The organism is Vibrio sp. YT-18, assembly GCF_033337345.1.
Taxonomy (GTDB): domain Bacteria; phylum Pseudomonadota; class Gammaproteobacteria; order Enterobacterales; family Vibrionaceae; genus Vibrio; species Vibrio alginolyticus.
Map to the genome: position 1 here is coordinate 1 of NZ_JAWOQO010000278.1, position 1,042 is coordinate 1,042.

1 protein-coding gene, 1 tRNA gene and 1 pseudogene are annotated in these 1,042 nt (G+C 42.1%); all 3 read left to right on the forward strand.

Going from position 1 to position 1,042, the window contains the following annotated elements:
• A pseudogene (locus R7M72_RS25960) lies at positions 1-324 on the forward strand (DUF2726 domain-containing protein); the annotation flags it as partial.
• Between the two features lie 118 nt (positions 325-442).
• Positions 443-781: a hypothetical protein gene (locus R7M72_RS25965; RefSeq protein WP_005495432.1), complete on the forward strand. Its 339-nt coding sequence runs from the start codon at positions 443-445 to the stop codon at positions 779-781.
• Positions 782-960: 179 nt separating this feature from the next.
• Positions 961-1,037 (forward strand) — tRNA-Val (locus tag R7M72_RS25970).
• The last annotated feature ends 5 nt before the right edge of the window (positions 1,038-1,042 follow it).

Sequence of the window (1,042 nt, forward strand, 5' to 3'; positions counted from 1 at the left end):
GATAACGGGCAGCAATTGAATAAAGGTAAGGTGGAGCGTCAGAAGTTGCTGATGCACGTATGTAAATCTGCCAACTTGCCTCTGATCGGGACTTCAGTAAAACACAGTTATCAAGTGGGGCGTTTACGTCGTTTGTTGGCGGCGCATATTTATTTGATCGAGCCTGAGAAAGAAGTGCGTTTTTGTAAGAAATGCGGCAGCCCTATGATCATCAAAACCGCCAGCCAAGGTGAATTTAAAGGACGACGATTTTTCACCTGTAGTCGTCAACCTAATTGTACTTATACTGAAAACTACAATGTGGTGTTTGAGTCTGACGACTAATACAACCAATCAAACGATAAACCTAAAGGCTTTGATTTGTGTAGATCGAAGCCTTTTTTGTATCGCCCAATACGCCAAGATCTATACTTTGAGAAAGAAAGCGGAATAGGGAAGTCGTATGCGATATGGATGGATATTTGCACTGTTGCTGCTAGCTCCACATGTGCAAGGAATGCAGAGCTTAAAGCCGCTGGAGTGCAAACTGACAGAAACGCCACAAGACCATTTTTTGTTTTATCGTGAACAGATGGTTTATCACAGCGAGCAGTTTGTGATTTTCCAAAACTTTAAAGGCAGAGTAAGTACTCAAGTCGATGTCAAAACGGGTAAACTGATCCGCACTACTTACATTGGTGAGCCATTTGAGCCTAAATATCAAATTCTGTTTGGTTTTTGCCCTGATATTTCCCAGACATTACAAATTTGGATGTTAAGTGAAGTGCCTTACGACAATTGAACAAAATCGTAAAAGTTATATAGATCACACTTTTATCCCCAATAGACGAAGGTCTTGCCGATAAAATCATCTGAAAACGGGTGTTGAGTTTACATTTTCACCAAACGATTCAAAGTTGATGAATTTATGCTTGCACCCCTGATCGGATATAGCTAATATCCTTCTCGTTCCAGAGATATGCGTCCGTAGCTCAGCTGGTTAGAGTATCGCCTTGACATGGCGGGGGTCTGTGGTTCGAGTCCACTCGGACGCACCATTCTG